Raw genomic sequence first — 25,967 nt, 5'->3', positions numbered from 1 at the left:
TTCAGCCCCGCTTCGAGCGATGGCCGCCGCCGCGGTCGGCTGGCAATGGCGGCACGGGCCGGGCGGCATGACCCTTGTAAAGCGGCGATTCGAGATAGCGGCCGATGGCGAAGCGCACCAGCACGGCAATCGCCGCCGAGGCCGGGACGGCGATCAAAAGGCCGACGAAGCCGAACAGCGCGCCGAAGGCAAACAGCGCGAACATCAGCCAGACCGGATGCAGACCGACGCTTTTGCCGACCAGCCTCGGCTGCAGGATGTTGCCCTCGATGAACTGGCCGACGAAGAACACGCAGGCCACCGCCACGATCATTGTCCAGTCCGGCCAGAACTGGACGAAGGCGACGCCGACGGCGAGCACCAGCCCGGTCAAGGAGCCGACATAGGGGATGAAGGAGATCAGCCCGGCGAAGAAGCCGATCAGGATGGCGAAGTTCAGCCCGGTCAGCGTCAGACCCGTGGCATACATCGCGCCGAGCACCAGGCAGAGCGTGCCTTGACCGCGCACGAAGCCGGCGGTGGCGGTGTTGATGTCGCGGGCGAGCGCGCGCACCGTCTCGACATAGTCGCGCGGCACCCAGCTGTCGACCACCGCCACCATGCGGTCCCAGTCGAGCAGCATGTAGAAGGCGACGACCGGGGTGACGACGAACAGGCTGACGACCGATACCAGCGCCACGCCCGAACTCCAGATCGAGGTGAAGACGGTGGTGAGCAGCCCGAAGCCGGTGGTGAGCAGCGAGTTCAGCCCGTCGCGCAGGCCGGCGGCGTTGACGCCAAAGCGCTGCTCCAGCCATTTCGGATCGAAGCTGGTGATCAGCGACTGCAGGCGGGTGAGATATTCCGGCAGCTTGCGGGCGAAATCGGCCATCTGGGTGGCCAGCACCGGCACCAGGATAACGAAGGCCAGCACCACGACGACGATGAAGGCAATCAGGATCACCACCGTCGCCATCAGGCGCGAGAGGCCGAGCCGCTGCAGCCAGTCGGCGACCGGGTCGAGGAAATAGGCGAGCACCATGCCGGCGACGAAAGGCAGGAGGATGCCCGAGAAGACATAGAGGAACAGCGCCAGCAGGACAGCCGTGGCCAGCCAGAAGAAGGCCTGGCGGCGAAGCCCGCCCGAGCCGTCGTCGGCCGCGATCGCTGCGGCGTCATTGTCAGGCGCCCGTGTTGGAGCCGCCCGACTTGCCGATGCCCGACTTGATGTCGCCGGTCTGGGAGTTGCTCGTCCGGGAGCCTTCGCCATAGCCGCTCATATGTCTTAGCCAAGCCACGAGATAGGCTGCGGCCGAAGCCACGGTCAAGACCCCGGTCAGCAATATGAGCGCGGTCCGCAGCGGGCCGAGATGCACCGAGAAGGCCAACTCGCCCAGCACAAGCGCCGCCAGCACGATCTGCGCCGCGGTGTTGGCCTTCGACACGAAGAGTGGCTTCATCTCGACCGGATGGCTCATGACGCTGGACAAGAGCACTGCGCAGACGATCAACCCGTCACGCGAGACCATGGTCACCACCAGCCAGAGCGGCAGTTCGCCGGCAAAACCCATGACGACGAAGACCGAGACCAGCAGAAGCTTGTCGGCGATGGGATCGAGATAGGTGCCGAGGCTGGACGACTGGTTCCAGCGGCGCGCGATGAAGCCGTCGACGCCATCGGAGATGCCGGCGACGAGGAACCCGGCGAAGGCCCAACCCCAAAGCGACTGCAGCATGGCCAGCACCACCGCGGGCACGAGCAGCAGCCGCATGATCGTGATCATGTTGGGAAAGGTCACGTGATGTCCCGTCGTGGTCCTTGTTGGGGAATAGATGAGGGAGATGGCGGGTGGGCGCAAGTAGCGGGACGGCGAAGCTGCCAATCCGTTTGCGCGGGAGATTGGCCGCTTCCGCTTTCGACGCTTTTATCGGCAGGAACGACCGTCATCCTTGCTCCCCGAAACCATTCATGCGAAGAGCCCGCAATGGAAACAGGGACGAGCCGACCATGAGCAAGGGCGACCAGGCCAAGCGCAAGAACGGGCTCACCTATGCCGAGGCTGGCGTCGATATCGATGCCGGCAATCTGATGGTCGAGAAGATCAAGCCGCTGGTGCGCACGACGCGCCGGCCGGGCGCCGACGGTGAGATCGGCGGCTTCGGCGGGCTGTTCGACCTGAAGGCCGCCGGCTTCACCGACCCGGTGCTGGTCGCGGCCAATGACGGCGTCGGCACCAAGCTCAAGATCGCCATCGACGCCGGCAAGCACGATACGATCGGCATCGACCTCGTCGCCATGTGCGTCAACGACATCGTCGTGCAGGGCGCCGAGCCGCTGTTCTTCCTCGACTATTTCGCCACAGGCAAGCTCGACCCGGACCAGGGCGCTTCGATCGTCGGCGGCATCGCGCAAGGCTGCCGGCAGGCCGGCTGCGCGCTGATCGGCGGCGAGACGGCGGAAATGCCCGGCATGTATCACGACAAGGACTATGACCTTGCCGGCTTTGCCGTGGGTGCTGCCGAACGCGGCCAGTTGCTGCCGACCGACGACATCGTCGAGGGCGACATGCTGCTCGGCCTTGCCTCGTCCGGCCTGCACTCCAACGGCTTTTCGCTGGTGCGCCGCATCGTTGCCACGAGCGGCCTTGGCTGGAGCGATCCGGCGCCGTTCAACGAGGAACTGAGCCTCGCGGAAGCGCTGCTCGAGCCGACGCGCATCTATGTGAAGTCAATCCTGAAGGCGATCCGCAACACGCATGGCATCAAGGCGCTGGCCCACATCACCGGCGGCGGTTTCCCGGAAAACATTCCGCGCGTGCTGCCCAAGGATTTCTCCGCCGAGCTCGATCTCGAGGCAATCGACGTGCCGCCGGTGTTCTCGTGGCTGGCCAAGACCGGCGGCGTGGCGCCGGAAGAAATGATGCGCACCTTCAACTGCGGCATCGGCATGGTCCTCGCCGTCGCTTCCGGCCAGGCGGCGCAAGTGGCGGCAGTGCTGCAGGAAGCCGGCGAAACGGTGACGCCGATCGGCCGCATCGTGCCACGCCGAGACGCTGGCGTCATCTATCGGGGCTCGATCGGCCTATGAGCAGGAAACGCACGGTCGTCCTGATCTCGGGACGCGGCTCCAACATGACGGCGCTGATCGCGGCGGCCGCCGATCCAAGCTATCCGGCGGAAATCGTCGGCGTCATTTCCGACCGCGCCAACGCGGCCGGCCTCGGCATCGCCCAGTCGCGCGGCATCGCCACCAAGGTCATCCAGCGCGCCGACCATCCGAGCAAGGATGCCTATGACGCCGCGATCGATGCCGCGCTCACCGGCTTCGGCGCCGACATCGTCGCCCTGGCCGGCTATATGCGCATCCTCGGCCGCGGCCTTGTCGAGAAATGGCAGGGACGCATAGTCAACATCCACCCTGCCCTGCTGCCGGCCTTCAAGGGTTTGGACACGCATGCGCGCGCGATCCGCGCCGGCGTTCGCATCCATGGCTGCTCGGTGCATTTCGTCACCCCCGAGATGGACGACGGCCCGATCATCGCCCAGGCCGCCGTGCCGGTGATGGTCGGCGACAATGAGGACACGCTGGCCGCGCGGGTGCTGAAGGTCGAGCACCGGCTCTACCCGCTGGCGCTGGGGCTCGTTGCGGAAGGCAAAGCGCGCATGGAAAAGGGCCACACCGTGCTTGCCCATTTCGCCGACGATGCCGAAAATGCCACCTCGGTGGTGATGGCGCCGGATCCGCTGCGCGAGGAGAGAGACCTTGAACAGCTGGCGCGGATCACGCCGTAGAGGCGTCAATGCCCGTGAGACAGCTGCTTATCCTGCGCCATGCCAAGTCGAGCTGGGACGATCCCTCCCTCGCCGATTTCGATCGGCCGCTCGGGCCACGCGGGCTGAAGACGGCGCCGCTGATGGGGCGCGAGCTTGCCCGGCGCGGCTGGCTGCCGGACCTGGCGCTGGTCTCGCCGGCGCTGCGCACCCGCGACACCTGGCGGCTGGTCGCGGCCGAACTGCCCAAGCATGTGCCGGCACAATTTGCCGAGGAACTCTACGAGGCAGCAGTCGGCGCCATCCTGGCGCGTGTGCGGCAGGCCAAGGCGGAGAGCCTGCTGGTGATCGGCCACAATCCCGGCCTGCAGCATTTTGCGCTGCGGCTGGCCGGCGCCGGATCGGATGAGGCTGTCTTCAAGAAGATCGAAGCGAAGTTCCCGACGGCGGCGCTCGCGCGGTTCACGCTGGACGAGGATTGGGTGGACGTCGACTTTCGCGGCGCGCGGCTGACGCATTGTGTTCGGCCGAAGGATTTGGCCTAGAGCGAACCGCCGATCCCCTCGCACTGCGATTGGCGCTGCTCGCCGCGTAAAACAAAAGGCGGCGGAGCAAGTCCGCCGCCTTTGACAGTTCAAAGCGTCAAAGATCAGTTGCCCCAGATGCCCTGGCCCGGGTCGGACCAAGCCTTGGATCCAGCCGAACCTGTCGTCATCGAGGTGTCGACATCGGCCTGCTTGGCAACCTCACGCTTGCCGACCGAAGCCGTGTAGGCCCTGTCGACGCCGGCGGTCGGCGGGTTGACGTCATTGGGGTCGTAGTGATCGCTGCCGGCGAAGGCGGAGCCCATCGCGAGAAGCATTGCGGCAGTGGTGAGAGCGATCCTGGTCATTTCGGTTTTCCTTGTTCGTTCGGCTTCATCGGGGCGGAGGCCTTGGGAGGATGACCCCGCTGCCGACAAGACCCGCGGCGGCCGGGATTTATTCCCGGCCCGCTCGCTTTCTTTAGCGGCCCCGGCAGCGTCGGCCCAAACTTCGCCGAGAAAAAGACAAACGATTACAAATGCTTGTGATACAAATACTTGTGAAGCGATTTCACAATGCCGGTAGCCGGCTGTAGAAAAACAGAGCGGCGGGACAAGCCCGCCGCTCGAGGTCTTGGAACCAGGCCATTCAGCGGTTGCCGAAAAGATCCTGATCAGCGGCCTGGGCCGCCGGCTTCTGGACATTCGCGCCCGAATTCTTGATCGAAGCGGTGAACGAGCTGTCGACCGAAGCAGTCGGCCGGTTGGCCTCATTGGGGTTGTAGTGGTCCGACCCAGCGAAGGCGGCGCCAGTGGCGACAAGCAGGGCGGCGGCGGTAAGAGCGATGTTGGTCATTTCAAATACTCCTGGTTTCGGGTTGCGCTGTTTGATCAGGCGCGATCGACGATCAGATGACCTAGTGGATCGGCACAGGGGTAGCCTCGGACATCGCCCGGGTGCTGCCCGCTCGTTCGACACACTTGAATTTCCTTGGCATCGGCCCCGTCTATCGGCCCTTACTCCCACTTCGACGGCACCAGGGGCATCGTTACAGCATCACCGCTTCGTGATGAATGCTTGATCAACCCTGAAAAAGCCTGCCCGGGAGCAGCCGGCCTTAGAAAAACAGAGCGGCGGGACAAGCCCGCCGCTTTGAAGTCTTGGAAGACCAGGGCGTTCAGCGGTTGCCGAACAGATCCTGGGCAGGAGCCTGGGTCGCCGGCTTCTGGACGTTCGCGTCCGAAGTCTTGACCGAAGCAGTAATCGAGGTGTCGACCGGCCGGTTGGCTTCGTTGGGGTTGTAGTGGTCGGACCCAGCGAAAGCGGCGCCAGTGGCGACGAGGAGGGCGGCAGCGGTAAGAGCGATCTTGGTCATTTGAGTTACTCCAAATTCAAGGATGATGAGTTGATGGTCAGATTTTGGTCAGGACTGGAACCAGCTTAGTGGTTGCCCCAGAGGCCCTGGCCGGATTCCTGCTGGTTCGAGCTGGGCGCATTCTTGATGAAGCGCTGTTCGAACTTGTTGATCGAGCCGGTAACGGTCCGGTCGACGTTGCCCGCAGGGGCCGTCACGGCCGACTGGCTGGCGTCGTTGGGGTTGTAATGGTCGCTGCCGGCGAAAGCGCTGCCCGTGGCAATGAGGAAAGCAGCGGCGGCAAAAGCAATCTTGTTCATTTTAGGTACTCCAGATTTCAAAAAGTCATGTCCGTCTAGTGGCGTGCCGTAATGGAAGTTCGCGTCGCTCGGACCACCCCGAAATGGGTCGGCCCTGCTGCCATTTCCAATCACGAAAAGTTGCGAACCGAACCGTTCGGTTCGATCTTGAAATTAGGCGAAGGACGCGGCGGCCACATTGTTATCGTTTAATATCAATCTGTTACAGCAAAGGCCGCGCGATACGGCATCCTGGTAAGGGCTGCCGGTGTTCACCATAGCTACACGAACCGTCAACATAATTGAACCGAACGGTTCGATTTCATCGCTTGCCCGACCGAACAAGCGGCTCGGCAGGTGCCGCGACCGGGATGGCGACCGCCGGGAAACCACGTTTGCCTTGCGCGCGGATCGATACTATCGGTTGCCTCGGGAACCAATTTGGACGCCGCCTTCCGCGCTTTGGCGTCGGTCGACGCCATTGGGAGGAAACAGCGACAAACGATGCGGCTGCTGCTTGTCGAGGACAACCGCGAACTGGCCGATTGGCTGAGCAAGACGCTGCGCCAGGCGAGCTATGTCGTCGATGTCGTGCATGACGGCGAGGATGTCGAGCATGCTTTGGCCGCTGGCGACCATGCCTTGATCATCCTAGATCTTGCCCTGCCCCGCATGGGCGGCATGGAGGTGCTGAAAAGGTTGCGGGCGCGCGGCAACCCGGTGCCGGTGATCGTGCTCACCGCCAATGCCAGCCTCGACGGCCGGGTCAAGGGCCTCAACGAAGGCGCCGACGACTATCTGGCGAAACCCTTCCAGATCGAGGAGTTGGAAGCGCGCATCCGCGTGCAGTTGCGCCGCGCCAACGACCGCACCGCGCCAGTCATTGCCTGCGGCGATCTGGTCTTCGACACCAATACACGCCTGTTCTCGCTTGCCGGCGCGACGTTGTCGCTGACACCGCGCGAGCACGCCGTGCTGGAACAGCTGGTCGTCAAGGCCGGCCGCACGGTGAGCAAGGCGGCGCTCTCGACCGCGATCTACGATTTCGAAACCGACGCCGACCCCAGCGCCATCGAGATCTACGTGCACCGGCTGCGCAAGAAGCTGGAGGGATCGCGCGTCCAGATCGCCACCTTGCGCGGCCTCGGCTACCTGTTGCGCCACGACGATCCGGCGCCATGAGGATCGACGGGTTTCGGATCGGCAGCCTTCGCCTGCAATTGCTGGCCTGGGTGGTGCTGCCGCTTGCCGGGCTCGCCGCCATCAATCTGTGGACCAGCCAGCACAACGCGCTGGCGACCGCAGATCTCGTCACCGACCGCATGCTGGTCGGCTCGGCGCGCGCCATTGCCGAGCAGGTGGCAATGGCCGACGGCGCGCTCGACGCCACCGTGCCGCCGGCGGCGATCGAGATGTTCGACACCGGCGACCGGGACAGCGTCTATTACCGGGTCGAGACCGCCGGCGGGCGGCTGCTGACCGGCTATCCCGATCTGCCCGTGGCGCCGGAGCGCGGCAGCATCGAGGCTGCCTATCGCGATCACCCGCTGCGCCTGGCGACGCTCAGCCATGCCGTGATCGGCGCCGGTACCGATTCGCCGATCAAGGTCACTGTCGGCGTCACGCTCGCCGGACATGACGCGATGGTGAAGCGCCTGTGGCTCAGCGCCTTCGCCCAGCAGCTTGCCTTGGTGGCTATTGCCGGCGTGTTCGTGCTGCTTGGCCTGCGCCGCGGGCTGGCGCCGCTGATCCGGCTGCGCGACGCGGTGCGCTCGCGAAGCCGCAGCGATCTCGACCCGGTCGAGGTCCCGGGCGCGCAGAGCGAGATCCGGCCGCTGATCGAAGCGCTCAACGCCTATATGGAGCGCGTGCGGGCGCAGATGGCGGCGCAGCGGCGCTTCATCGCCAATGCCGCGCACCAACTGCGCACGCCGCTGGCGCTCTTGTCGACGCAGGCAAGCTATGCCTTGCGCGAAACCGCGGCCGACCGGCGCCAAGAGGCGCTGGTCGCCTTGCAGGCGAGCTCGGGCAAATTGGCGCGGTTGGCCGAACAGCTGCTTACGCTGTCGAGGGCGGAACCTGGCAGCCGACGGCCGCGCGCCGACCGCATCGACCTCACCGAAGCCGCCCGCCATGTGCTGGAAGCGCAAGCGCCGGCGGCGATCAACCGCGACATCGACCTCGGCCTCGAGGAAAACGGACCGGTGACGGTGGTCGGCGACGGCACGATGCTGCGCGAGATGATCGTCAACCTGGTCGACAACGCGCTGCGCTATTCCAGATCTGGCGGTAGCGTCACGGTGAGGCTGGCGACGACGGATGGCGAGGCCGAGCTTACGGTGAGCGATGCCGGACCGGGAATCCCGGCGGAAGAGCGGGAGCATGTCTTCGAGCGCTTCTACCGCCTCGCCGGCTCGGCCGAGGAAGGCAGCGGTCTTGGTCTCGCCATTGTGCGCGAGGTGGTCGAGAATGCCGGCGGCAGCGTCACGCTGGGCGACGCCGCCGCGGGCGGGCTCAAGGTCGAGGTGCGGCTGCCGCTTGCGTGATCAGGTCGAGTGGCGACCCTTTTACTCTTCGTCCGGCAAATCAAGCGTCCGGCCGGCGTAGAGAATCCGCAAGATGATCACTTTGTCACCGGCGACTTCAAACGCGATCGTCGCGCGTCGGCGCCATCCTACCGTGCGCAAACCCGGAGCGATTTCGTCATGACGTGTGCCGCGCTCGGGAAAAGTCTCAAAGTCGAGGCAATAATCGACAATGCGCCCGACAAAGCGCAACGCGATTTCCACGCCAGCCTTCGGCGCGAGTTCGCTCAGCAGTTCGGCTATGTCTCGCTCGGCTGCAGCATGGAATCTGACCTGGTATTTCATGCACCGGAGCGTGGTTTGGCGACGATCGCGTTGATGTGCTCCGAGAGATTGCGGCGCATCTGCTCGGCCGTCAAAAGCTTCTCAGGATTGGCGCGCGCATCCTGCATCGTCGGCACGACTTCCTCGCGCAGCCAGCGTTCAACCGCCGCGTCACGCGCCGCAAGCGTACGCAGGCCATCGCGGATGACCTCGCTTTCGGTGGCGTATTCGCCAGAGGCAACCTTATTTTTCACCATCTGTGCCATCTCAAGCGGCAGCGTGATCGTCAGGGGCTGAGAGTTTCGCATGACTCGTCTCCTCGATACCCTCAATATAGCACAGGCGCATGACTTTGTCATACACCCTAGGGGAAACCGCACACCATGATGGTGTGCGGTGATCAATCAAGCCCCCTGCTCGTTGAACGGCGCCGGGCGCCACTTCACCACATAGTTCTCGAAGCGGGTGATGATGAACTCCACCACCAGCGCCATTACCGCCAGGATGATCATGGCGGCGAAGACGCCGTTGGCGTTGAAGGCGCCCTGCGCGGTGGAGATCAAGAGACCCATGCCCTGCTTGGCGCCGAGGAACTCGCCGACCACGGCGCCGACTAGCGCGAAGCCGAAGGAGACATGCAGGCTGGCGAGGATCCAGCTCATCGCCGAAGGGATGATGACCGAGGTGGTGATCTGCATCGGCGAGGCGCCGAGGATCTGGGCGTTGGCGATCATCGCGCGGTCGGCCTCGCGCACGCCCTGGAAGGCGTTGGCGAAGACGACGAAGAACACCATGACGACAGCCAGCGCCACCTTGGAGGCCATGCCGAGGCCAAGCGCGATGATGAAGACCGAGCCAAGCACCACGCGCGGCACGGAGTTGGCGATCTTGATGTAGATCGAAAAGACGTCGGCCAGCAGCTTGTTGCGGCCGAGGATGATGCCCGCCACGATGCCGCCGACGGCGCCGATGACGAAACCGAGGAAGGTCTCTTCCAGCGTCACATAGATCTGCAGCCAGAGCGGCCCCTGCGAAGTGCCTTCGGTGATCCAGGACCAGATCTGTTCCCAGATGCCCGACGGGCTGGAGAAGAAGAACGGATCGATGATGTTGTAATCGGCGCAGAGTTCCCAAAGCCCAAGGAAGACGACGAGGATCGCGAGGCGCAGGCCGATGACCAAGGCATGGCGCTTGCGCAGCCGTGCCCTTGCCTGCGCTTCGGCGGCGACGATCGAAGTGGCGCGGGCGGCGGCCTGATCGGTGGGAGAAATGGCGGTCATGCTGTGTCTCCTGTCAATGGCCGGTCTGGAGGCCGCGGCTCTGGCCGAGCTGCACTTCCTCGCGCAGATCGCTCCAGATCACCTTGGCAATCTCGATGAATTTCGGGTCGTAGCGAATGTCGGACATGACGCGCGGGCGCGGCAGGTCGATGCGGTAGACGCTCTTCACCGTGCCCGGGCCTGCGGTGAGCACATAGACCTTGTCGGCCAGCGCCACCGCTTCCTCGAGGTCATGCGTGACGAAAACGACGGATGATTTCAGCCCCGACCAGAGGTCCAGCAATTCGTCCTGCATTGCCGTGCGGGTTTGCATGTCGAGCGCGCTGAAGGGCTCGTCCATCAACAGGATCTTGGGCTGGTTGATGAAGGTCTGGGCAAGCGCCGCGCGCTTGCGCATGCCGCCCGAAAGCTGGTGCGGATAGTGCTTCTCGAACCGCGAAAGGCCGACCCGGCCGATCCAGTCGCGCGCCTTCTCATAGGCTTCTCTCTTCGGCGTGCCGCGGAAGAGCGGACCGGCGGCGACGTTGTCGAGGACGCTGCGCCACGGAAACAGCGCGTCGGCCTGGAAGACGAAGCCGATGTCGCGGCTGATGTCGGTGACCGGATTGCCCATGACGCGGACATTGCCGGTGGTCGGACGCAACAGCCCGGTGACCAGGTTGAGCGTCGTCGACTTGCCGCAGCCGGTCGGCCCGACGACACAGGCGAACTCGCCGCGCGCCACCGTCATGGTGAAATCGCGGATCGCCGTCATCATGTGGCCGTCGGGCGTAACGAAGCGCAGCGTCACGTCGTCGATGGCGATCGCGGCATCGGCCGGCGGCGCGGCCGGAGACAGTTTCTCCGCCGCCATGGTCTGCAACTGCATGGCACACTCCTATCGTGGTGGTGCGAAGATGCCTTTGGCTAAAGCCAGAGGGCTTGCCGCAGCTTGGCATCCGGAAGGCGCCGCTGCAGAATTGATTCAGGCAGCCGGCGCAAGTCGTTGTTCTCTAGAGCGGTTCGCCGTTTCACGCCAAACCGCTCTATCTCTTTGCTTGACGCAATTCCGGGCGGAAAACCGTTTCACACTTTTCCTGGAATTGCTCCAAGGGCGGACCGATCGGCCCGCCCTCGCCTGTTGATGCTTACTTCGCCGCGTCGACGAACTCGGTCGTGTAGGTTTTCGACAGGTCGATCTGCTTGCCCTGCAGGCTCTTGGAGAAGGTCGACAGAACCTTCAGCACGGTCTCCGGTCCATCGGCCGGCATGCGGCCATCCGGCGTGAACATCGCCTTGCCGCCGGCCAGGCCCTGCACATAGAGGTCCTTGCTGCCGGCGTAATAGTCCTTCGGCATCTTATCGGCGATCTCTTCGGCGGAGTGCCCGGCGATGAACTTCATCGTCTTGACGAAGGCATTGGCGAGCTTCTGCGCCTCGTCCTTGTGGCCCTCGAGCCAGCTCGACTGCACATAGAAGGAGGCCGCCGGATAGTCGCCGCCAAGTGCTGCCTTGGTCTTTTCGGGCGTGCGCATATCGACCAACACCTTGGCCTCGCCGGTCTGGAGCAGCTTGGCGATGGTCGGCTCGGTGGTCATGCCGGCCTGGATCTGGTCCTGCTTGACGGCGGCGATGAAGGTGTTGCCGGCGCCGACCGGAAGCAGCGTGTAATCGCCCGGCTTCAGGCCGCTGCGAACGGCGAGATACTGCGTCAGGAAATCGGTCGAGGAGCCGAGCCCGGTGACGCCGAGCGTCGCGCCCTTGAAATCGGCCGGCGACTTGATCTCCGGATGCTTGGCCGAGACCAGCTCGACCTCGCCCGGCGCCTGGCTGAACTGCACGATCGACTGGATGTATTTGCCCTTCGACTGCAGGTCGACGGTATGATCGTAGAAGCCGACGACACCCTGTACGGCACCAGCCAGCAATTCGTTTTCGGCCTCGACGCCGGCGCGCGAGTTGATCAGCTCGACATCAAGGCCTTCATCCTTGAAATAGCCGAGCTGCTGGGTGAGCACGGCCGGCAGATAGATCTGCTTTTCCATGCCGCCGACGATGATGGTGATCTTGTCGGCAGCCGATGCCGCCGATGCGCCAGCGCCAACCATGGCAAGCGTCAGCGCCATTGAGCGCAGCGCGCGTTTAGAGATGAAACCGGTCACGTAATTTCCTCCACTGGGCGGCGCGCCGCGCCGCATTTCCTCCTGCCGGCCGCTCCCAGGCCGCTCATGTGGCGAACGCCACAAAACCGTCATGGCATGGCCAAGCTTTCAGCTGGCTTTCAGCCGTTTTGGCGGCCGTGGAATGGAATCCGGCTTGGTTCCCGGTCACGAGGCAGTGAAGCCGAGAACGTCGCGCATATCATATTCGCTCGGCGGCCGCCCGGCGACCCAGAGTGCCGCCGCGATGGCGCCCCGCGCGAACATCGAGCGGTCGCCGGCGGCATGCGAGAGCGTGAGCGTCTCGCCTTCGGTGAGGAAGCTCACGCTATGCTCGCCGACGATGCTGCCGCGCACAACGGCAAAGCCGATCTCGCCGGTTGGGCGCGGACCGACGTGGCCGTCGCGGGTGCGCTGCGCCGCATCGTCCAGCTCGACGCCGCGCCCGCGCGCCGCCGCTTCGCCGAGCATCAGCGCCGTGCCCGACGGTGCGTCGACCTTCATGCGGTGATGCGCTTCAAGGATCTCGATGTCGCAATCGTCGGGGTCAAGCACCCTCGCTGCCTGCTCAACCAGCCCGGTCAGCATGTTGAGCCCCAGCGAATAGTTTCCGGAGCGCACGACGGCGATCTTCTTCGCGGCGTCGGCAATCGCCTCCAGTTCAGCGCCGTCGAAACCTGTCGAGCCGATCACCAGCGCCGGACCGCCGCGCGCGGCGCAGGCCTTGGCCAACTCGGCGGAAGCCGCGGGCGTGGTGAAATCGACGACCACATCGGCAAGCGCCAGCGCTTCGTCGCGCTCAAGCAGCCCCTGGTCCGTACTGCCCGGCCGATGGAAGCGCGTGACGAGCTGCAGCCGCGGATCGGCCGCGACGGTTTGCGCCATCTGCCGGCCCATGCGGCCGAGCGCGCCGGCGACGGCTATCCTGAGCGGCTGCGGCATGGCGATCCTTGTCGAAAGCTGAGTCGGAACAATCCTCTAGCACACCGCCCTGGCAAATTGATTCAAGCGTTGATTCAGGCGGCGCCGTTGGTCTTCAGCATCATGCCGGCGATTTCCTTGACCAGCTTGGCGGCGACCAGCGCCGTCACGTTGGAGAGGTCCTGGCGCGGATTGTATTCGACCACGTCAGCGGCGACGATCGGTTGGTCTATTGCCTGGATCAGGCCGATGACCTGGCGGGTGGTGAAGCCGCCCGGCTCGCGGTGCGAGATGCCGGGGGCGAAGGCCGGATCGAGAGCGTCGATGTCCATCGAGATGTAGACGGGCGTCTTGAGGTCGAACTGCAGCCCTTCCCTGAAATGCCGCATCTCCACCACCTCGACGCCGAAGCGCTTGAACTGGTCGCGATGGTGATCGTTGACGGTGCGCAGGCCGATCTGGATCAGCCGGTCGGCCAGCTTCTCCTCCATGACGCGGGCAAAGGGCGAGGTGTGCGAGCGCGGATTGTCGTCATAGGCATGATAGATGTCCGGATGCGCGTCGATATGGACGATCGTGAGGCTCTGGTGGCGACGGCGCACCGCGCGCAGCACCGGCCAGGAGATCGCATGATCGCCGCCGAGCGAGATCAGCGGATGGCCGGCGTCGAGCGCGCGGCCGACCTCGGCCTCGATCCGCTGCCACGGGTCGCCGGGCTGGGTGAAATCGATGTCGCCGTGATCGACGAAGCGGTCCGTCAGGTCGAAACCTGTTTCCGACCATGAAGTGTAGGCGTCGCTTGCGAGTTCGCGCCGGATCAGCGGCGGCGCCTCGGCCGGCCCGCGCAGATAGGACGAATTCTCGTCATGCGGAATGCCCAGAAGCGAGACCTTGGCCACGACATCCTCCTTCGTTGCCGAGACAAGGGCCTCTATAGACGCCGGAGCTGGCGTGTGCGACCGGAGCCATTTGGGCCAGATCGCAAAGCGTGGTGCAGTCTTAGGCAACGCTGCGTGAATGTGAAGCGCCACACTCATCATCACTCGTGCGATGTGCTACTTTAGCACCTGTGCGTCCGGCTGCACCCGGACCGTGTCCGAGGGGGGACGCCCATGCCGCGGCCAGTGCATGCCCTGGTTCTTTCTTGCCTCGCTTTAATGCCGTTTGCCGGCGGGGCCTTCGCGGCCCAGGCATCTTCCGACAAACCCGACGATGCGGCGAAGAAGGCGGCGCTCGCCGAGGCGATCAGTGTCTGCGACCGGGGCGCCTCGGTGCCGCTCGATCCTGGAGCCAAGGCGCCGCCTGTCCAGTATGGCGAGCTCTTCCCGCAAGACTTTGACCTCAGCAAGCTCAAAATCCTGGCCGACAAATGCCAGGCGGCAATGCTCGGCGCGCCGCAGGAAAAGCGGCTGACGCTTGAATGGCTGCGGGTCCAGGTCGCGCTCAACCAGGCGGGACTTACCTTTCTCCTCCCGCAGATCAAGCTGCTCGCCGACGGCGGCAGCCCAGAGGCGAATTATCTGCTCTACGAGGTCTATTCGGTGCATCGGCACGACGGCGCCGATGCCGGTCCACCGCCGGTCACACGGGCGATGGCGCTCGATGCCTTGCAGAAGGCCGGCGCTGCCGGTCATCTCACGGCGCTTGAGACGCTGCTCCGTCAGTATATCGAAGGGCCGCTGCTGCGCCGCGACGCGCATAAGGTGGTCGAGACCGCGCAACGCGTCATCGACGCGCCGGCCCAGGGCCAGTCGCCCGGCGAATGGGACAGCCAATTCCGCGCCGCCATGCCGCTGCTGATTGCGCGGACGACGCTGACGGAAGACGGCTTCACGAGCGACGAGCAGCAAAAGGCCTTTCATGCCGTCGAGACGGATTTCCAGTCCGGGACCAACGGCTCCGGACGATCGGCGCTGGCTTACATCAAGGCGCTGCGGCTGGGCCGCGGGACCTCGCAGGATGCGGCGAAGGCCAGGCAGTTGCTGGAGGCGCGGGTCGGCAGCGATCAATATGCCATACCGATGCTGGCCGACATGCTGGCCAAGGGCGAAGGCGGCCCTGCCGACGGCAAGCGCGCCATCGCCATGCTGCGTGCCGCCACCAAGAATGTCGCCGAGGCCGGGCCGATGCTCGCCGGCCTGCTCATGGACGGCAAGTTCGTCGGCCGCCAGCCACGCGAGGCGATCCAACTGCTCAACGCCTCGTGGGATCTCGACGCCGGCATCAGGCTTGCGGGCGTGCTCCTCGACTATGACGGCATGCAGATCGACAATCCGGACCAGTTGGTCGGGCGCCTGAGCGACGGCGCCGACGCCGGCGAACCAGGTGCCGCGCTGGCGCTGGCGCGGCTGCAACTCTCTGACAATCAGCAGTTCAAGAACGAGGATTTGGCGCGCGCCATGCTGAAGCCGTTGGCGGACGCAGGCGACCGCGACGCGCTCTGGCTCTGCGCCTCGACGCAATATGCCAATCTGGATTCGACCAGCTACCAGCCGTCGCGCCGCGACGACGGCTTGAGCGACGATCAATTGAAAGCCTTGATCGACGAAGGCGAGGCCAAGAAAGAGCAGGAAGCCTATCTGCTGCAGGCGAAGCTCATGCGCAAAGGCGCGGTCTATCCGCAGGACGACCAGAAGGCGACGGCGATGCTGATCAACGCCGCCAACCTCGGCAGCGTCGATGCGATGGTGCTGCTGGGCGACGCCTATGACGACGGTCTCGGCATCGACAAGAACCCGCGCGAGCGACTGCATGCCTGGCGCGAGGCGGCGCGGCTCGGCTCGCTGAAGGCAAAGAGCAAGCTCGCCAACGCCTTCACCTTCGATAGTTTCGACCATCTGATGACGCTGCGCGAAGGTATCACCGACCGCATCGCGCTTTACAATGACGGCATCGGCAGGATGGGCGCCGGCGTGCTCGGCAACGACGCGGCAAGCATCGAACTGAGCGGCCTCTTTTCCGGACCGGCCTCCAGCGCCGGAACGACGGCGATCGCGGCCGCGGTGATGGATGCTTTTCGCGAGGCGCCGGCAGGGCTCGCGGAAGACAACCTCGTCGGTTTCGGCAAGGCGCTGCCGGACGAGATCCGCGCCGCGATCGAGACGACGCTGAAGAGCGAAGGCTTTTACACCGGCGAGCCGAAGGGCTATTTCGGCCCGGACGCGCGCAAGGCGCTGGCCGCCTGGGTCGACGCCAAAGGCCCGCTCGCCGAAATCCCCGTCCAGACCGCGGCGACGCAACAGGCCGCGCCGGCTTCAGGCCTGCTTGCGAACGAAATCATCGACCGCATCGGCAAGAAGGTCTTCGCCCAGGCGCAGGCCGCCAAGACCGACAAGCAGAAGATCGCCGCCATCAAGCAACTCGATTTGCTCGCCCGTTACGGCGACCTCCCGTCGCGCTGGGCGCTGGTGCGCAACTACCATCAGGCAAAGGTGGTGCGCGCGGTGGTCACGCCCGAGAAAGTCACCCGCTATGGGCTGGACATTCTTGTGTCGAAGCCTGCCGGCGTCGACAAGGCGGAATTCGAGTTCATCTTCGACCTGACGCAGATCGCGCAGGATCGCAAATCCAAGGTGGTGGGCAGCGCCACCATCCAGGCGATCCGCGATGATCCGCGCCTGCAGGATCCGCTCACGCTCGGCGCCATCATTGGTCAGTTCGCCTTCGCTCCGGACGCCTACGACTCCGTGCTCGCCGCCGCCAAGAAAGCCGGCATCGACGGCGTGGGTTCGGACGGATGCGACGAGGACACGCGCACCGCCCTCATTGCCTTCGCCAAGGAGAAAGGCGCGTCCGGTGTCGATGCGGCGGCCCGCAAGGCGGCCGCGGATGAGATCAAGACGCTGGACGCTCAGGCGGCGAAGTAGCAAGGCAACAAGCCGCGACGGGCCTATTCCGCCTTGTCAACACGATCGAGGATCGCGCGATAGCGGCTGCATACGGTGGCGTCCTGATAAAAATCCACTTCCGTATCGATGATCTGGTCAAGGCTTAGTCCGCGATAATGTGCCTTGACCTTCGCCAGCACGTCTTGCGCTTGCCTGATTTCGCCGAGTTCGAAATGGCATATGATAAGACGAATGAGCGACCACGGCGTTACAGTCGCCATTTTCGCGTAGCAGGCAGCCGCCTCGCGATATCGCCCAGCCGTCGTCAGCAGAACGCCGCGGAAGTCGTCATACCATCCCACGGCGTATGGGTCGCGGCGCTGGGCTTCGGTTATTTCATCAAGCCCTTGCTCCGGCCTGTCAGTGTGATTGAGGAAAATAGCACGGATGCTAAGAATGAACGGATCGTTCGGATTGAGCGCAACGGCCCGGTCAAGGCTGATTTCAGATTGCCTGAATTGGCGGAGGTACAAGTGAGCGAAGCCGGTGGCGAGATGTCCATAGGCTTCGTCGGGATCAAGGCCCAATGCTGTTCTTGCGATCTCCAGTCCGGAATGCAGATGGCCGGGATTGTTGTAGTCCCAATAGTACTTGATGGACTCCACAAAGCTCAGCATGGCGTGGGCAGCAGCAAACTGCGGATCGAGCTTTACCGCCTGGTGCAGAAACGGTTCCGCTTCAAGCACCGTGTCATAAACGGCTGCCAGTTGCAGCGCCCGTAGGTAAAACTCGTAGGCCGACATGTTGTTGGTCGGCCGGGCCCTGGCGCGCGACGCAATCGCGGTTCTGGCCTGCCGGGCCAGACGCGCTGCAATCATCCGGGTGATTTCGTCCTGGATGGCGAAAATGTCGTCGAGTTCCCGATCGTAGTGTTCGCCCCAGATATGAGCCATCGACGACGCATCGGTTAGCTGTACGGCGATCCGCACCCTGTTGCCGATCTTCCGCACGCTGCCTTCGACGACATATTGGACACCAAGCTTGCTCGCCACCTCGGCCGGGTCATGCGCCTTGCCGCGAAACTGGAAGGAGGAGTTCCGCGCAATGACCAGAAACTCCTTATATTTGCCGAGCTCGACGATGATGTCTTCGGTAATCCCGTCGCTGAAATAGTCTTGCTCCGGGTCACCGCTCATGTTGTCGAAGGGAAGTATGGCGATGGACGGTCTGGACGCCGCCGTATCATCTGCTGTGACCGCGAAGGGCCTGGGGCCTGCATATTTGTAACCGCGACCATGCACGGTTGCGATCAGCTCGGCAGACAGCAGTTTTCGCAGCGCCGAAATGTGGACCTGCAGCGTATTCTCCTCCACCACCACGCCGGGCCAGGCCGCATCGAAAAGTTCGGTCTTGCCGATCACCTCGTCGGGCCTGTCGAGCAACATGGCGAGGATGTCGAAGGACCGTGCCGAAAGCTCCACCGGCCCTTTTGGGCCCAGCAACTGCCGTTCGGCTCGTCTCAAACGATAGTTCCCAAACTCCAGGTCCATTGGCCAAGAACCACCCTCGCGGGCAGGATAATCCAAGATGACCCTGAAGGCGAACTTCAGGGCCGTTTGGGATTCTTCGCTTCAAGCAATTTCAGAGCGATTCAGGACTCTTCAGGTTTAAGCCAAGGACCTGGGTGGGAAGCGCTGCCATTGTCGCCGCCACAGGAGGGCATCATGACCGACATCCTCACCACCGGCCCAACTGCCGTCCGGCGTCTCAAACTGCCGCGGCCAAGCATCCCGAGGCTGGCAATGCTCGCGACGTTCAACACCATGTTCAGTTCGATGGTCAATGCACGCAAGGCAGCCTATCTGGACCCTTTCACCAGTCTTGACCGCCGACCGCCGATCATCCCGGAAGACGATCTCGAAGGCCGGAATCCCAACTGGTGATCTGCAACGCCCTTGCGGATTGATGCCTGGCGGTGCGGCCTGCAGATCCGCGTTCTGGGCGCTTGCGCTTCTAATCCGAAGCGATCAAAGCGCCTTGAGCCAGACCTTGTTGTCATGGACGGCAGCGCCGCCATAGGGCGCCGGAGCATCGGCGCCGGTCAGCACGTTGATGCCCTCGCCGCGTTCATGCGCGCTGTTCGGCCAGATGCCTTCGGCGATCACCACGCCGCGCTTCACGCCATCGAAGAACCTGGCATGCAGCACCAGGTCGCCGCGCCGGTTGCCGACCTCGACGCGGCCGCCATCCTCGATGCCGAGCACTGCTGCATCTTCGCGGTGGATGAGCAGCTCGGGCCTGCCTTCCTTGGCCTTCGAGACCGGCGTCTCGGCAAAGCTGGAATTGAGGAAGTTGCGCGCCGGCGAGGTCGCCAGCCGGAACGGATGCTCCTCATCCGCCAACTCGATCAGTTCGACATGGTCGGGGAATTCCGGCAGCCGCCCGACCGGGCCGAACAGGCCCATGCTTTTCGGCGGCCGGTTGGGCGCCGACTGCCCGGTCCAATTCGGCCGGAAGTGGAACTTCCTGTCGGCATGGCCGAAGCCGTTGATGAAATGCGCGTCGTCGAAGCCGGGCTGCAGGTCGACCCACTTTTGTTGCTTCAGGCTGTCGAAGCTGCCCAGCCCGCGCTTGCCGAGGATGATGTCGATATGTTCGCGCTCGGTCAGGCCGAAACCCGGCCGGTCGCCGACGCCCAGCCGCCTGCCAAGCTCCTCATTGACGTAGTGGTTGGTGCGCGGCCCTTCCGGCGGCTCGATCAGCTTGGGGCCGAGCGTGATGTGCTGGTTGCCGCCGCCCTTGTAGATGTCGTCATGCTCCAGGAACATCGTGGCCGGCAGCACGACGTCGGCGAGCTTGGCCGTGTCGGTCATGAACTGCTCGTGCACGCAAGTGAACAGGTCCTCGCGCATAAAACCCTGTTTCACCAGCCGCTGCTGCGGCGCGACATTGGCCGGATTGGTGTTCTGGATCAGCATCGCCGTCACCGGGAGACCGCCATAGAGCGCATCCGCCGCACCGGTCAGCACCGGGCCGATGCGCGAATGGTCGAGATAGCGCACCTTCGGGTCGCGCATCGCTGTACCTTCCAGCACATCCTGGTTCAGCTTGAAGATGCCGGAGTTGGAGTGGAAAGCGCCGCCGCCCTCATACTGCCACGCGCCGGTGACGGCGGCGATGCAGGAGGCGGCGTGCATGTTGACCGAGCCGTTGCGCTGGCGGGCAAAGCCGTAGCCGAGGCGGAAGTAGGTTTTCTTCGTCGTGCCGACCAAATGCGCGAAAGCCTGTATCTCATCGGCGCTGAGCCCGGTGATGGCGGCCGCCCATTCGGGCGTGCGCGTCTTCAAATGCTCTTCCAGCCCGCGCGGATCGTCGGTGTATTTTTCGAGATAGGCACGGTCGGCCAGCCCATCGCGAAACAGCACGTGCATGACCGCGCAGGCGAGCGCGCCATCGGTGCCGGGCTTCAGGACAAGGCCGAGATCGGCCTGCTTCATCGTGGCATTGTCATAGATATCGATGACGACGATCTTGGCCCCACGCTCCTTGCGCGCCCTGGTCGCATGGGTCATCACGTTGACTTGGGTGACCACGGCATTGGTGCCCCAGATCACCACGCAGTCGGATTTCGCCATCTCGCGCGGATCGGGACCGCGCAGCGCGCCCGCTCCCATCATCCAGCCGGTCCAGGCCAGATTGGTGCAGATCGAACCGAAGAAGCCTGAGTATTTTTTCGCGTGGCGCAGCCGTTCGATGCCGTCGCGCTGCACCAGCCCCATCGTGCCGGCGTAGAAATAGGGCCAGACCGTCTCCGAGCCGTATTTCTCTTCCGCCGCGATGAATTTTTCCGCCACCAGGTCCAGCGCGGCTTCCCAGCTGGATTCCTTCCAGGCACCCTCGCCCTTGGCGCCGGCGCGCACCAGCGGCTTCAACAGCCGGTCGGGATGATGCACGCGGTCGGCATAGCGCGCCACCTTGGCGCAGACGACACCCGCCGTGTAGCTGTTCGCCTTGGCGCCATGGACGCGGCCAATGCGGTTGTCGTCGAGCAGCTCGACCTCGAGCGCGCAGGTGGAAGGGCAATCATGCGGACAGGCCGAATGGCCGATCCGGAGCTTGGCGTGCTGGTTCATGCGGGGTGTTTAGCGGGTTTTGCGGGAGAGGTGTAGGGCCAGATAGAGCTCCTCCTTCTCCCCTTGCGGGAGAAGGAGAAACCGCGCTATTCCGCGATCCCTTCCTCATATTCCGCCGACATCGTCAGCCACTTGTCCTCGTTCTGCGCCAGCGTCTGCGCCAGTTGCGAGCGCTCCTTGGCCAGCCGCGTGGCGGTCGAGGGATCCTTCTCGTAGACCGCCGGATTGGCGAGCTCGTCCTCGATCAGGTCGATGCGCTTGCGCATGCGGTCCATCAGCGCCTCGGTGGCGCGGATTTCCTTCGCCAGCGGTTCCAATGCGGCCCGGCGCTGGGCGGCTTCGCGGCGGCGATCGGCCTTGGACGCCTTGTCCGCTTCCTTCTGCTCGCGGCGGTTGGACGACACGCCGGTGACCAGGGTCTTGTAATCCTCGAGATCGCCGTCATAGGGATTGACCGCGCCGTCCTTGACCAGCCAGAGCCGGTCGGCTGTGGCTTCGAGCAGGTGCCGGTCGTGCGAGATCAGGATCACCGCGCCCGGAAAATCATTGAGCGCATGGATCAGCGATTCACGGCTGTCGATGTCGAGATGGTTGGTCGGCTCGTCGAGGATGAAGAGGTTCGGGCCCTCGAAAGCCGACAGACCCATCAGCAGCCGCGCCTTTTCGCCGCCGGACAGGTCTTTCGCCGCGGTGTTCATCTTCTCGGTCGCAAGGCCGAACTGGGCGACGCGGGCGCGCACCTTGGCTTCCGGCGCGTCCGGCATCAGCCGGCGTACATGCTCGTAGGCGTTTTCCTCGGGACGCAAATCATCGAGCTGGTGCTGGGCGAAGATCGCCACTTTCAGCCCGGGCGCAACCGTCACCGTGCCGGTCTCGGCCTTCAGCCGGCCGGCGAGCAATTTGGCGAAGGTCGACTTGCCGTTGCCGTTGGCGCCGAGCAGCGCGATGCGATCGTCGGCATCGATGCGCAGCGTCATCTTCTTCAGGATCGGACTGCCCTCCGTGTAGCCGACATTGACGCCATTGAGCGCGACGATCGGCGAAGCCACCGTCTTCACTGGCTCCGGGAAGGAGAACGGCCGTACCGTGTCGTTCACGACAGCGGCGATCGGCTTCAGCTTTTCCAGCGCCTTCAGGCGCGACTGCGCCTGCCGGGCCTTGGAAGCCTTGGCGCGAAAACGCTCGACGAAGGATTCCATATGCTTGCGCTGGGTTTCCTGCTTGACGCGGCTCTTTTCCTGCAGCTCGCGCTGCTCGGTGAGTTGGCGTTCGAACTGGTCGTAGCCGCCGCGCCAGAAGGTCAGCTTCTTCTGGTCGAGATGGACGATCGAGTTGACGGCGCGGTTGAGCAGGTCGCGGTCGTGCGAGATCAGCAACACCGTGTGCGGATATTTCGCGACGTAGTTCTCCAGCCACAGCGTGCCTTCGAGGTCGAGATAATTGGTCGGCTCGTCGAGCAGCAGCAGGTCGGGCTCGGAGAAGAGCACGGCGGCCAAAGCCACGCGCATGCGCCAGCCGCCGGAGAAGGACGAGGCCGCCCGCCGCTGCGCGGCATCGTCGAAGCCGAGGCCGGCAAGGATGGTGGCGGCGCGGGATTCGGCCGAATGCGCGTCGATATCGGCCAGCCGCGTATGGATCTCGGCGATGCGGTGCGGATCGGTCGCGGTCTTTTCCTCCTCGAGCAAGGCCTGGCGCTCGACATCGGCTTTCAGGACGATGTCGATCAGCGGCTCCTCGGTGCCGGGCGCTTCCTGCGCCACCTGGCCGATGCGGGTGTTCTTCGGCAGGCTGATCGAGCCGGTCTCCGAAGGGAAATCGCCGGTGATCGCCTTGAACAGCGTGGTCTTGCCGGTGCCGTTGCGGCCGACGAGACCGGCCTTGGTGCCGGCCGGCAGGGTCAATGAGGCATGATCGAGAAGCAGTCGCCCCGCCATGCGCAGCGTAAGGTCGTTGATGATAAGCATGGCCGGCTTTTGCACGGGAGATCGGCGCTTCGCAAGAGCCAGGGGCTCGGATGAGGCCCGCCGCGCTGACTTAAAAGCGCGTCGCGCTGAAGAGGATCAGGCGACGCGCTTTAAGCCTTTGTTTTGCTGCATGTCGTTGTCCCAGAACCGCTGCACACTTCTGGGCGACATGCCTTGGCCGTTCAGCAGAAAACACGACGGACTGGAACCAGTTGCCGGCCGAAGCGTTTGGAGGCCCGTGATCCGCTATCTCGCCCTAGCCTTCATCTTCTTCCAGGTCGCCACGACAACCGCGCTGGCGACGCAGGTGGTTCTGTTCGAGGACCAGACTGCTCAAACTGCTGTCCCGACTGAGCCCGCGAGTGGGCCGCAGGCCCAACCAACCTCTCCGCAGGCGGGAAAGATTGCGAACAGACCAGAGACGCGGGCGCCGGAACACCTGTTGATCCAGATCGATTCCGGGAAGGTGTTTTAGGCGTCGCCTATGAACGACTAGAGCAATTCCAGGAAAAGTGTGTGCGGTTGGGCTCGGCGCCTTCGCCGTAGCCGCCGTCCGGAATTGCGTCAAAACACGGAGATAGTGGCCGGCAGGACAGCACCCTGCCCTTCCAGCCTCCGCAGCGATCGCGGAGAGCGGCGAGGCACCGTCCAGAGACTGGGCGCTGCTCCGTCGTAGCCAATCCGCGCCGGTCACGCTTTGCTTGCCGCGTCGTGGGATTGGCGTTGATCGCGGCTGTTGTCTCAACCTATGCTGGCGCGAGCGGCGGGGTTCGATTCAAGCAGAGGGCAGATCAGATGTCAGGCAAGACCACGCTCATTTCGGCTTCACTGGTGATCGGGATTTTCGCGGGCGCTGCCAGCCTGTTTCTCACCACGCCATCGGCCCACGCGGCAGCCACTGACTGCGCGGCAGCGAAGACGCAGGCCGACCTTGCTACCTGCACGGCCGCGAATGCCGCTTCGGCCGACGCGGGCCTCAACGCAGTCTACAAGGCGCTGGCGGGACGTCTCGCTCCCGCCAACCTGAAGCGCTTGCGCGACGCGCAGCGCGCCTGGATCCCGTTCCGCGACAAGGAGTGCGCCTTCCGCACCCATCCTTATGCCGATGGCTCAGTGTACTCGACCCTCATCGAGACCTGCAGGGCGGAGTTGACCAAGGCGCGGCTGGCGCAGTTGCAGCACCAATTGCAATGCCCCGAAGGCGATCTCTCCTGCGTGCCGCAAAGCGGCGGCAGTGCCGCGCCTGCGAAGGCCGCGCCCGCGACGGCTGGCGCCGCGCCCGCGAAACCCGCCCCTGCCAAGGCAAGCCAGAACGACACGCGGCCATGCGTGCAATCCGCCGGCAAGGCGAAGTCGGACCAGTATGTCTCGCAGTGCATCCAGGTGTCGCCGGCGACCAATCCGCCCTGCAACGGGCAGAATGCCTGCAGCATGATGATCGACGAGATCAAGCGCGGCTGCGCCATGATCGGCAAAAACAACCCGCCGGGCTTCTGCTCTGCTTATAAAGGCTGAGCGGCCATAGCCGGCCTGCTACGATCAACATTCCCTGGCGGAAAATCAGCCCAGCGCGGCAAGACGACCGCAAGTTCGGCTTTGGTTCAATATTAGCACCACAAGTGGTGATACCACCAAAAAAAGACGGCAAAATCTTCCGGGCTAAGCATGATGCTTATCAAAAATGATTTTCAGTTTTGCCGCAAACCTGCAAACCTGTAGGCGCGCCGTGAGTCGTGAGTGGGCGCCAACAATAACTTGGTTCACGTAACTTGGCCCAAATAACTTGGCCATATCAGGAGCTCACGATGGATAGAGCGCCCAGCGATTTACGAACGTTGCGATATGTCGCGGAGATCACGCGCAAGCTGGCCAAAATGCTCTCGCGCACGCGCTACCAGATGCTTGTCTATCTCCTTGAAATGACAGCGGTCGAGGCGGAGAGCCTTGCCGGCGAGCAGGATTCCAAGCGAGCCCGGCCGGTCAAGCCGCCTCAGGCCCACCGCTAGTCTAGGCGCGCGGCGAACTGTTTGCCGCAAGGCGGTCCAGGATAACCAAGCAATTCAGTCTTCGCGCTTCGATGGCCGACGGGTCGTCGCATTCGACGATGGCGCGCTCGAAACGGTCAAGCGCGTCGAGCGCGGCAAGCATGTCGCCGGAGGGATCGCCCAGCGAAAACAGGATGCGCCGCGCCCTGACGCCGTTGGCCGCGTCCACCGAGGACTGGGCGGCTACGCCACGGCGCAACGCGCCGAGGGCGGCCAGATGGTCGCGCCATGGTAATGGCGCGACATCATCTGTTGCGGGCAACATGCCTCAGGCCTTGGCCTTGCGCTTGCCCTTGCCCGCGTCGCCGCCGGCTGGCTTGCGGCCGAGGCCGGAGGATTTGGCCAACGCCGAGCGGGTCGCCGAATAGCTGGGCGCCACCATCGGATAGTCGGCTGGCAGACCCCATTTCGCGCGGTATTCGTCCGGCGTCAGACCATGGTCGGTCGCGAGATGGCGCTTCAACGACTTGAACTTCTTTCCATCCTCCAGGCACACGATGTAGTCGGGGAAAACCGAGCGCTTCGGGTTAACGGCGGGCGTCAGAGCCACCGCCTCCTTGACAACGCTGCCGCTGGCGAGCTTGCGAACCGAGGCGCTGACGCTGGCGATCAGATCAGGCAGGCCAGAGGCGGGGAGCGGATTGTTGCCGACATAGGCCGAGACAATGTCGGCGGTCAGCTCGATTGCAGTCTTGTCGTCGATGTTGGACAATTTTTTCACCTTCTGCTGGCCCTCAAATCGCCAGCTCTTTTTTAAGACTTTCGTCGGTGTATCGAATTGGACCTGTCCCCCAACGGACCGTCCATAGTCAGTAAATCTACGAAACTCAATACCGGGCGATGTTTATACGCGGACTGGAAACGCGCAAGTTAGGAATTCTAA

The 25,967-nt window shown here is 64.0% G+C and carries 28 protein-coding genes; 10 read left to right on the top strand and 18 right to left on the bottom strand.

What is annotated here, in order from left to right:
• Nucleotide 1: 1 nt before the first annotated feature.
• Together FJ417_RS24065 and FJ417_RS24060 are read right to left on the bottom strand one after the other, a co-directional pair.
• Nucleotides 2-1,249: an AI-2E family transporter gene (locus FJ417_RS24065; RefSeq protein WP_246687531.1), complete on the bottom strand. Its 1,248-nt coding sequence runs from the start codon at nt 1,247-1,249 to the stop codon at nt 2-4.
• The gene (locus tag FJ417_RS24060) at nt 1,161-1,778 is read right to left on the bottom strand and encodes a CDP-alcohol phosphatidyltransferase family protein (RefSeq protein WP_140785140.1); all 618 of its coding nucleotides are present in this window, start codon (nt 1,776-1,778) and stop codon (nt 1,161-1,163) included. Before FJ417_RS24060 ends, FJ417_RS24065 begins: the two co-directional genes overlap by 89 nt.
• A gap of 209 nt (nt 1,779-1,987) precedes the next feature.
• Here FJ417_RS24060 and purM point away from each other — a divergent pair, with 209 nt between their 5' ends.
• Genes purM through FJ417_RS24045 form a run of 3 tightly spaced genes read left to right on the top strand, consistent with a single transcriptional unit; the run spans nt 1,988 to nt 4,295 of the window.
• Nucleotides 1,988-3,067, top strand: a complete 1,080-nt coding sequence (purM, locus tag FJ417_RS24055) for a phosphoribosylformylglycinamidine cyclo-ligase (RefSeq protein ID WP_140648079.1) — start codon at nt 1,988-1,990, stop codon at nt 3,065-3,067.
• Entirely contained in the window at nt 3,064-3,771 is a 708-nt protein-coding gene (gene purN, locus FJ417_RS24050) for a phosphoribosylglycinamide formyltransferase (protein ID WP_140648055.1), read from the top strand. The genes purM and purN overlap by 4 nt, the downstream gene beginning before the upstream one ends.
• A gap of 8 nt (nt 3,772-3,779) precedes the next feature.
• Complete coding sequence (locus FJ417_RS24045) at nt 3,780-4,295, top strand: histidine phosphatase family protein (protein WP_140785139.1); 516 nt, start codon at nt 3,780-3,782, stop codon at nt 4,293-4,295.
• 104 nt (nt 4,296-4,399) lie between these two features.
• Here FJ417_RS24045 and FJ417_RS24040 read toward each other — a convergent pair whose 3' ends face one another.
• The 4 genes from FJ417_RS24040 to FJ417_RS24025 form a co-directional block, all read right to left on the bottom strand.
• Nucleotides 4,400-4,642 (bottom strand): DUF680 domain-containing protein, encoded by a 243-nt coding sequence (locus tag FJ417_RS24040; protein ID WP_140785138.1) that lies wholly within the window; start codon nt 4,640-4,642, stop codon nt 4,400-4,402.
• Nucleotides 4,643-4,922: 280 nt separating this feature from the next.
• Nucleotides 4,923-5,129, bottom strand: coding sequence for a DUF680 domain-containing protein (locus FJ417_RS24035; protein WP_140785137.1), 207 nt, complete (start codon nt 5,127-5,129; stop codon nt 4,923-4,925).
• 322 nt (nt 5,130-5,451) lie between these two features.
• On the bottom strand, nt 5,452-5,649 hold the full coding sequence (locus FJ417_RS24030) for a DUF680 domain-containing protein (RefSeq protein ID WP_140648059.1): 198 nt from the start codon (nt 5,647-5,649) through the stop codon (nt 5,452-5,454).
• Between the two features lie 65 nt (nt 5,650-5,714).
• Nucleotides 5,715-5,948 (bottom strand): DUF680 domain-containing protein, encoded by a 234-nt coding sequence (locus FJ417_RS24025; protein WP_140648060.1) that lies wholly within the window; start codon nt 5,946-5,948, stop codon nt 5,715-5,717.
• 483 nt (nt 5,949-6,431) lie between these two features.
• Between FJ417_RS24025 and FJ417_RS24020 the strand changes: the two genes are divergently transcribed.
• Both FJ417_RS24020 and FJ417_RS24015 read left to right on the top strand, forming a co-directional pair.
• Nucleotides 6,432-7,109: a response regulator gene (locus FJ417_RS24020; RefSeq protein WP_140648061.1), complete on the top strand. Its 678-nt coding sequence runs from the start codon at nt 6,432-6,434 to the stop codon at nt 7,107-7,109.
• A complete protein-coding gene (locus FJ417_RS24015; RefSeq protein WP_140785136.1) occupies nt 7,106-8,473 on the top strand; it encodes a sensor histidine kinase in 1,368 nt (455 codons plus the stop codon). Before FJ417_RS24020 ends, FJ417_RS24015 begins: the two co-directional genes overlap by 4 nt.
• 21 nt (nt 8,474-8,494) lie before the next feature.
• Here the strand turns inward: FJ417_RS24015 and FJ417_RS24010 are convergent, their stop codons facing one another.
• From FJ417_RS24010 to speB, 7 genes are all read right to left on the bottom strand, one after another.
• Entirely contained in the window at nt 8,495-8,797 is a 303-nt protein-coding gene (locus tag FJ417_RS24010) for a type II toxin-antitoxin system RelE/ParE family toxin (protein ID WP_140785135.1), read from the bottom strand.
• The gene (locus FJ417_RS24005) at nt 8,794-9,084 is read right to left on the bottom strand and encodes a type II toxin-antitoxin system ParD family antitoxin (protein ID WP_140648064.1); all 291 of its coding nucleotides are present in this window, start codon (nt 9,082-9,084) and stop codon (nt 8,794-8,796) included. The genes FJ417_RS24010 and FJ417_RS24005 overlap by 4 nt, the downstream gene beginning before the upstream one ends.
• Before the next feature lie 96 nt (nt 9,085-9,180).
• Nucleotides 9,181-10,056, bottom strand: a complete 876-nt coding sequence (locus tag FJ417_RS24000; RefSeq protein ID WP_140680686.1) for an ABC transporter permease — start codon at nt 10,054-10,056, stop codon at nt 9,181-9,183.
• 13 nt (nt 10,057-10,069) lie between these two features.
• Nucleotides 10,070-10,924: an ABC transporter ATP-binding protein gene (locus FJ417_RS23995; RefSeq protein WP_140785134.1), complete on the bottom strand. Its 855-nt coding sequence runs from the start codon at nt 10,922-10,924 to the stop codon at nt 10,070-10,072.
• 259 nt (nt 10,925-11,183) lie between these two features.
• On the bottom strand, nt 11,184-12,161 hold the full coding sequence (locus FJ417_RS23990; RefSeq protein ID WP_246672542.1) for an ABC transporter substrate-binding protein: 978 nt from the start codon (nt 12,159-12,161) through the stop codon (nt 11,184-11,186).
• 201 nt (nt 12,162-12,362) lie between these two features.
• On the bottom strand, nt 12,363-13,136 hold the full coding sequence (gene dapB / locus FJ417_RS23985) for a 4-hydroxy-tetrahydrodipicolinate reductase (RefSeq protein WP_140785133.1): 774 nt from the start codon (nt 13,134-13,136) through the stop codon (nt 12,363-12,365).
• 74 nt (nt 13,137-13,210) lie between these two features.
• Nucleotides 13,211-14,014, bottom strand: coding sequence for an agmatinase (gene speB / locus FJ417_RS23980; RefSeq protein ID WP_140785132.1), 804 nt, complete (start codon nt 14,012-14,014; stop codon nt 13,211-13,213).
• A 258-nt stretch (nt 14,015-14,272) separates the two neighbouring features.
• Between speB and FJ417_RS23975 the strand changes: the two genes are divergently transcribed.
• A complete protein-coding gene (locus tag FJ417_RS23975; protein WP_140785131.1) occupies nt 14,273-16,981 on the top strand; it encodes a sel1 repeat family protein in 2,709 nt (902 codons plus the stop codon).
• Between the two features lie 23 nt (nt 16,982-17,004).
• On the opposite strand, the gene FJ417_RS23970 is transcribed toward FJ417_RS23975, so the two are convergent.
• Nucleotides 17,005-18,492, bottom strand: coding sequence for a winged helix-turn-helix domain-containing protein (locus FJ417_RS23970; protein WP_140785130.1), 1,488 nt, complete (start codon nt 18,490-18,492; stop codon nt 17,005-17,007).
• A gap of 174 nt (nt 18,493-18,666) precedes the next feature.
• Between FJ417_RS23970 and FJ417_RS23965 the strand changes: the two genes are divergently transcribed.
• Entirely contained in the window at nt 18,667-18,885 is a 219-nt protein-coding gene (locus FJ417_RS23965; RefSeq protein ID WP_140648072.1) for a hypothetical protein, read from the top strand.
• A gap of 84 nt (nt 18,886-18,969) precedes the next feature.
• On the opposite strand, the gene FJ417_RS23960 is transcribed toward FJ417_RS23965, so the two are convergent.
• Together FJ417_RS23960 and FJ417_RS23955 are read right to left on the bottom strand one after the other, a co-directional pair.
• Entirely contained in the window at nt 18,970-21,075 is a 2,106-nt protein-coding gene (locus FJ417_RS23960; protein ID WP_140785129.1) for a molybdopterin oxidoreductase family protein, read from the bottom strand.
• A gap of 86 nt (nt 21,076-21,161) precedes the next feature.
• Nucleotides 21,162-23,039, bottom strand: a complete 1,878-nt coding sequence (locus tag FJ417_RS23955; protein ID WP_140648074.1) for an ABC-F family ATP-binding cassette domain-containing protein — start codon at nt 23,037-23,039, stop codon at nt 21,162-21,164.
• A 238-nt stretch (nt 23,040-23,277) separates the two neighbouring features.
• Here FJ417_RS23955 and FJ417_RS23950 point away from each other — a divergent pair, with 238 nt between their 5' ends.
• The 3 genes from FJ417_RS23950 to FJ417_RS23940 all read left to right on the top strand — a co-directional run bounded on the left by FJ417_RS23950 (nt 23,278) and on the right by FJ417_RS23940 (nt 25,045).
• Entirely contained in the window at nt 23,278-23,514 is a 237-nt protein-coding gene (locus FJ417_RS23950; RefSeq protein WP_140785128.1) for a hypothetical protein, read from the top strand.
• Between the two features lie 242 nt (nt 23,515-23,756).
• Nucleotides 23,757-24,554, top strand: a complete 798-nt coding sequence (locus FJ417_RS23945) for a lysozyme inhibitor LprI family protein (protein WP_140785127.1) — start codon at nt 23,757-23,759, stop codon at nt 24,552-24,554.
• A gap of 290 nt (nt 24,555-24,844) precedes the next feature.
• Nucleotides 24,845-25,045, top strand: coding sequence for a hypothetical protein (locus FJ417_RS23940; RefSeq protein WP_140648077.1), 201 nt, complete (start codon nt 24,845-24,847; stop codon nt 25,043-25,045).
• A 1-nt stretch (nt 25,046) separates the two neighbouring features.
• On the opposite strand, the gene FJ417_RS23935 is transcribed toward FJ417_RS23940, so the two are convergent.
• Together FJ417_RS23935 and FJ417_RS23930 are read right to left on the bottom strand one after the other, a co-directional pair.
• Nucleotides 25,047-25,349 (bottom strand): hypothetical protein, encoded by a 303-nt coding sequence (locus FJ417_RS23935; protein WP_140648170.1) that lies wholly within the window; start codon nt 25,347-25,349, stop codon nt 25,047-25,049.
• Nucleotides 25,350-25,352: 3 nt separating this feature from the next.
• Nucleotides 25,353-25,796 (bottom strand): MucR family transcriptional regulator, encoded by a 444-nt coding sequence (locus FJ417_RS23930; protein WP_140648171.1) that lies wholly within the window; start codon nt 25,794-25,796, stop codon nt 25,353-25,355.
• Nucleotides 25,797-25,967: the final 171 nt, after the last annotated feature.

It is taken from the genome of Mesorhizobium sp. B3-1-7 (genome assembly GCF_006439385.1).
Taxonomy (GTDB): domain Bacteria; phylum Pseudomonadota; class Alphaproteobacteria; order Rhizobiales; family Rhizobiaceae; genus Mesorhizobium.
Note: the sequence above shows the minus strand (reverse complement) of the source record. Positions and strands in the feature narration are given on the sequence as shown.

Excerpts from the sequence above, each read along its gene's own strand:
- FJ417_RS24065 (WP_246687531.1), bottom strand. The coding sequence starts at position 1,249 with ATGGCGAAGGCTCCCGGACGAGCAACTCCCAGACCGGCGACATCAAGT.
- purM (WP_140648079.1), top strand. The coding sequence starts at position 1,988 with ATGAGCAAGGGCGACCAGGCCAAGCGCAAGAACGGGCTCACCTATGCC.
- purN (WP_140648055.1), top strand. The coding sequence starts at position 3,064 with ATGAGCAGGAAACGCACGGTCGTCCTGATCTCGGGACGCGGCTCCAAC.
- FJ417_RS24045 (WP_140785139.1), top strand. The coding sequence starts at position 3,780 with ATGCCCGTGAGACAGCTGCTTATCCTGCGCCATGCCAAGTCGAGCTGG.
- FJ417_RS24040 (WP_140785138.1), bottom strand. The coding sequence starts at position 4,642 with ATGACCAGGATCGCTCTCACCACTGCCGCAATGCTTCTCGCGATGGGC.
- FJ417_RS24035 (WP_140785137.1), bottom strand. The coding sequence starts at position 5,129 with ATGACCAACATCGCTCTTACCGCCGCCGCCCTGCTTGTCGCCACTGGC.
- FJ417_RS24030 (WP_140648059.1), bottom strand. The coding sequence starts at position 5,649 with ATGACCAAGATCGCTCTTACCGCTGCCGCCCTCCTCGTCGCCACTGGC.
- FJ417_RS24025 (WP_140648060.1), bottom strand. The coding sequence starts at position 5,948 with ATGAACAAGATTGCTTTTGCCGCCGCTGCTTTCCTCATTGCCACGGGC.
- FJ417_RS24020 (WP_140648061.1), top strand. The coding sequence starts at position 6,432 with ATGCGGCTGCTGCTTGTCGAGGACAACCGCGAACTGGCCGATTGGCTG.
- FJ417_RS24015 (WP_140785136.1), top strand. The coding sequence starts at position 7,106 with ATGAGGATCGACGGGTTTCGGATCGGCAGCCTTCGCCTGCAATTGCTG.
- FJ417_RS24010 (WP_140785135.1), bottom strand. The coding sequence starts at position 8,797 with ATGAAATACCAGGTCAGATTCCATGCTGCAGCCGAGCGAGACATAGCC.
- FJ417_RS24005 (WP_140648064.1), bottom strand. The coding sequence starts at position 9,084 with ATGCGAAACTCTCAGCCCCTGACGATCACGCTGCCGCTTGAGATGGCA.
- FJ417_RS24000 (WP_140680686.1), bottom strand. The coding sequence starts at position 10,056 with ATGACCGCCATTTCTCCCACCGATCAGGCCGCCGCCCGCGCCACTTCG.
- FJ417_RS23995 (WP_140785134.1), bottom strand. The coding sequence starts at position 10,924 with ATGCAGTTGCAGACCATGGCGGCGGAGAAACTGTCTCCGGCCGCGCCG.
- FJ417_RS23990 (WP_246672542.1), bottom strand. The coding sequence starts at position 12,161 with ATGGCGCTGACGCTTGCCATGGTTGGCGCTGGCGCATCGGCGGCATCG.
- dapB (WP_140785133.1), bottom strand. The coding sequence starts at position 13,136 with ATGCCGCAGCCGCTCAGGATAGCCGTCGCCGGCGCGCTCGGCCGCATG.
- FJ417_RS23975 (WP_140785131.1), top strand. The coding sequence starts at position 14,273 with ATGCCGTTTGCCGGCGGGGCCTTCGCGGCCCAGGCATCTTCCGACAAA.
- FJ417_RS23970 (WP_140785130.1), bottom strand. The coding sequence starts at position 18,492 with ATGGACCTGGAGTTTGGGAACTATCGTTTGAGACGAGCCGAACGGCAG.
- FJ417_RS23965 (WP_140648072.1), top strand. The coding sequence starts at position 18,667 with ATGACCGACATCCTCACCACCGGCCCAACTGCCGTCCGGCGTCTCAAA.
- FJ417_RS23960 (WP_140785129.1), bottom strand. The coding sequence starts at position 21,075 with ATGAACCAGCACGCCAAGCTCCGGATCGGCCATTCGGCCTGTCCGCAT.
- FJ417_RS23955 (WP_140648074.1), bottom strand. The coding sequence starts at position 23,039 with ATGCTTATCATCAACGACCTTACGCTGCGCATGGCGGGGCGACTGCTT.
- FJ417_RS23940 (WP_140648077.1), top strand. The coding sequence starts at position 24,845 with ATGGATAGAGCGCCCAGCGATTTACGAACGTTGCGATATGTCGCGGAG.
- FJ417_RS23935 (WP_140648170.1), bottom strand. The coding sequence starts at position 25,349 with ATGTTGCCCGCAACAGATGATGTCGCGCCATTACCATGGCGCGACCAT.